The organism is Mycobacterium sp. (assembly GCF_050701675.1).
Classification (GTDB): domain Bacteria; phylum Actinomycetota; class Actinomycetes; order Mycobacteriales; family Mycobacteriaceae; genus Mycobacterium.
In genome coordinates this window covers 1-3,484 of the sequence record NZ_JBOGDD010001086.1, presented here as the reverse complement: position 1 = coordinate 3,484, position 3,484 = coordinate 1, and the positions used below count along the sequence as shown (strand labels likewise).

The following is a 3,484-nucleotide window of genomic DNA, read 5'->3' as shown; positions in this document are numbered from 1 at the left end:
GCGTACCGTCTTCGGGCCGATCGTGCCGACCCGTAGCCGTGGGCCTCCCGACCGCACCGGTGCGGGTCCGACGGGAAGGACGGACTCGGTGACCTTCTCACCGGACCACACTCTCTTCATGACCGCGACGCGCTCGGCCATTCCGCGCATCGTCTGCGTGGAGGTGTCTGCGCCGACGGCGCTGTAGTCCTCTTCGCGGCCCCCGACACCGAGGCCGACGGTGAGCCTCCCGCCACTGAGCATGTCGCTCGTCGCCAGCGCCGTGGCCAACATCACCGGATCGTGGAGTTGGGGGACGATGACGGTCGTCACCAGCTCCACCCGGTCGGTCCATGCCGACATGGCGCCGAGCAGCGTCAGGGAGTCGGGGTTGCTGAACGCGATGCGCTCGCCCCAGCACAGCGATGAGAACGGGCCGTCGTCGACGATGCGGGCCCACGCCCTCAACATCGCCGCATCGAGATCGGGCTCCATCACCGGCAAGGTCATTCCGACACGCACGACCAGAGTCTGGCATGCGACGCGACTCCACGGCCGCGGTTGAGGCTTTCAGTTGCCTGGCTGGCTTGGCGACGCCGACGGCGGGGGGCTGAGCCGGTAAACGTGGTCCGGTGTCGCGATCTCGGTGACGGTGGTGGCCAACCGGCCCGCTGCATGGTCTTGCGGCTCATCGGAGTTCGTCATCACGACGAGTGTCGCGTCGCTTTCGGGCAGATACAGCACCACGGTCGTGTAGCCGGGGATGGTGCCGTTGTGCCCGATCCAGCCGTTCGCGTTCATGATGGCGAAGCCGTAGCTCACGCCGCCGGGGATGATCTCTGTCGTCCGCAGACGGGAGGCCTGCGACTCGGGACTCAGCAGAGCGCCCGTCCCGACCGCAGCGGCCCACAGCTTCAGATCCGCGTAGTTCGAGACGATCTTGCCCGCGGCGTCGGCCCACGACGGATTCCAGAGGGTGGCATCGAGAAGAGCGCCGTCGGGCGCATGGGTGTAACCGTGGGAGAAGGGTTGCTGCAGTAGTCCATTCGCCGGGTAGCTGGTCTGCGTCAGGCCAATCGGGCCGAAGACGTTGCGCGCCAGGTAGTCGCCAAGTGACAGGCCCGTCACCCTCTCCACCACCATGCCCAGCAAGACCAAGTTGGTGTTCGAGTACTGGTACTGGGCGCCGGGCGGGAAGTTCGGCGGGTGCGCGAAGGCGACGTCGAGGAGTTCGCGCGACGTGAACGCGAACGCGTCGGGGCCGTCGGGTGCGTCGTCGTAGAGCCGCTTGAGCAACGCTGCGTCGCCGACGTAGTCGTATAGGCCGCTGCGCATCCGGCCGAGGAGGTCAAGGGTGATCACCTCACCGGAGGGCACTCCGTCGACGTAGCGGGAGATCGGGTCGCTCAACCGGATGAGCCCCCGGTCGACCAGCTGGAGCACCGCGGTCCCGGTGAACGTCTTGGTCACGCTGCCGATGCGCCAGTGCTCGTCGACCGACATGGGCGCGCCGGTATTGCGATCCTGGGTGCCGACCGCGTCGAGGTAGTCGATCTCGCCAGGGATCGACAGCCCGACGATCGCCCCTGGCACGCCTAGCTCCGCCAGTTGGGCGGCGACGGCGGTATCCAGGCTGGCCGCGAGGCCAACGGTGGGCTCACCGGCGGCGGTCGGGACGACGAGCACCGCGGTCAAGGCAAGTGCGACGCCGATCGAAGCCGCCCTGCGTGCGAATCCCATCCCGCCTCCGTCATCCGACGTGCACATCGTCGCACTCGACGGCATGTCGCCGGAACCATCTCCGGCGGTGCTTCAGCGGGTCAGGCCCGCCACCTTCAACAGCCCGGGGCGACGCAGCACCAGCCCGACCCACATCAGCACGCCGAAGTAGACCGCGAACAGGACGGTACTGAACAGCGGCGCCTCCACCCGCATGTTCGCGGTGACGGCTCCGCCAAGGTAGGCCGTGATGCCGAGCGCACCGAGTACCGCGGTGCGCGGAATCGCATAGACGATGACGCAGACCGCCAACACGATTCCCATCACGAGCGCTTGGTCGGCGGGGAAGCCGAGCGCTTCGGTACCCTCCTTCACCTGCGGCAGGCCGGCGAGCTTGCCTGCGACGTCGAACACCAGGAAGGCACCGACCAGCACGCTGATGACCACGCCGATTCTGCTGCCGAGGCGACCCCGGGTGGCCGTTGGCGAAGGGGCATCGGTGGTCTCGGCATTCATGGCACGCTCCTCGTTCGACGGAATGATCTGTATCCGGGCAGACCCGCGGCGCCAGGGAAACTCATCGGCGCATTTCACGGTGCGGGGGTTATCCCCCACCGAGGTCTCGGGAGAACGTCATACCGGCAGGCGACGCCACTCTCTAGGTTGATGGCATGGTTGCAGTCCCCAGAGACACTCCAAGCCCGCCAGACACCTCAGAGTTCTCGGCCGCTGCGGCCGGCGAGCCGTTCACCGACGCCATCCGTACACGTCACATCGGCATCGTGCCGACCGCGTCGATGTTGACTGGCGCGGCGATTGGGGTGGTGTGGTTTTGGATTCCGTTGGCGATCCTGATCGTCGGCGTGTCCTCGATCCCTTCGGTCGTCGGCTTCGTCGTGGCCAGCGTCCTGTTCGTCTACCTCGTGCGCGGCGTCGGGCGGGTGGAACGGGTGAGAAGCGAGGCTGTCTTCGCACTCGGGATTCCGGCGCCAACGCGAAAGCTTTCGCCGTACAACGGTTTCCAACGCTGGACGCACCAACTCTGGCTCGACGTCAGCAGTGCGTGGTTCTGGAAGGCCGCCGCTCACCACTATCTGCGGCTCACCTACGACATGCTGGCAGCGGGAATCGCGGTCGTGCTGCTCGCGTTCGCCTTCCTCGGACCCGCCGTGGCCATGGCGATCAGGCGCAGCGACGCCCAAGTGAGCGGTTGGTTCATCTCGCCTCCGTTGGCGTGGGTGCTGGCGGTTGTCGCTCTCGTCGCGGCCATCGCCATCGTGGTGTTCGCCCCAGCGGTCGACGCGTCCATCGACCGCTGGCTGCTCTCCCCGTCGGCGACCGCCACACTGCAACACGAGGTCAGCGCACTCACCGATGCCCGCCAGGGAGCGGTGTCATCGGCGCAGACCGAACGCCACCGGATCGAACGCGACCTGCACGACAGCGTCCAGCCCCGACTGGTGTCGCTGGCCATGACCATCGGCCTGGCGCAGACCAAGCTCGACACGGATCTGCCGCAGGCCAAGAAGCTCATCGGCGAGGCGCATGCGGACGCCAAGAGCGCGCTCGTCGAGTTGCGAAACGTGGTGCGTGGCATCGCCCCGACCATCCTGGACGACCGCGGGCTCGATGCCGCACTGTCGTCGGTGGTCCAGCGCATCAAGACCTCCGGTGTGCCGACGACGCTGAACGTCCTTCTGCCACGGCGGCTTCCCGACGAGGTCGAATCCGTCGCGTACTTCGTCGTGGCCGAGGCCCTGACCAACGTGGCGAAACACGCCAGAGC

Annotated in this window: 4 protein-coding genes; 1 reads left to right on the top strand and 3 read right to left on the bottom strand. The window is 67.2% G+C overall.

The window, feature by feature from the left end; genetic code table 11:
- The 3 genes from ACRDUX_RS33305 to ACRDUX_RS33295 all read right to left on the bottom strand — a co-directional run.
- The coding region (locus ACRDUX_RS33305; RefSeq protein ID WP_526420535.1) for an LLM class flavin-dependent oxidoreductase at positions 1-489 on the bottom strand (489 nt) is incomplete at its 3' end.
- Positions 490-549: 60 nt separating this feature from the next.
- Positions 550-1,719 carry a serine hydrolase domain-containing protein gene (locus ACRDUX_RS33300; protein ID WP_526420533.1) on the bottom strand — a complete coding sequence of 390 codons (1,170 nt, stop codon included), beginning with the start codon at positions 1,717-1,719 and terminating at the stop codon, positions 550-552.
- 72 nt (positions 1,720-1,791) lie between these two features.
- A complete protein-coding gene (locus ACRDUX_RS33295; RefSeq protein ID WP_526420531.1) occupies positions 1,792-2,214 on the bottom strand; it encodes a DoxX family protein in 423 nt (140 codons plus the stop codon).
- 155 nt (positions 2,215-2,369) lie between these two features.
- Here ACRDUX_RS33295 and ACRDUX_RS33290 point away from each other — a divergent pair.
- The coding region (locus ACRDUX_RS33290; RefSeq protein WP_526420529.1) for a sensor histidine kinase at positions 2,370-3,484 on the top strand (1,115 nt) is incomplete at its 3' end.

Excerpts from the sequence above, each read along its gene's own strand:
- ACRDUX_RS33300 (WP_526420533.1), bottom strand. The coding sequence starts at position 1,719 with ATGGGATTCGCACGCAGGGCGGCTTCGATCGGCGTCGCACTTGCCTTG.
- ACRDUX_RS33295 (WP_526420531.1), bottom strand. The coding sequence starts at position 2,214 with ATGAATGCCGAGACCACCGATGCCCCTTCGCCAACGGCCACCCGGGGT.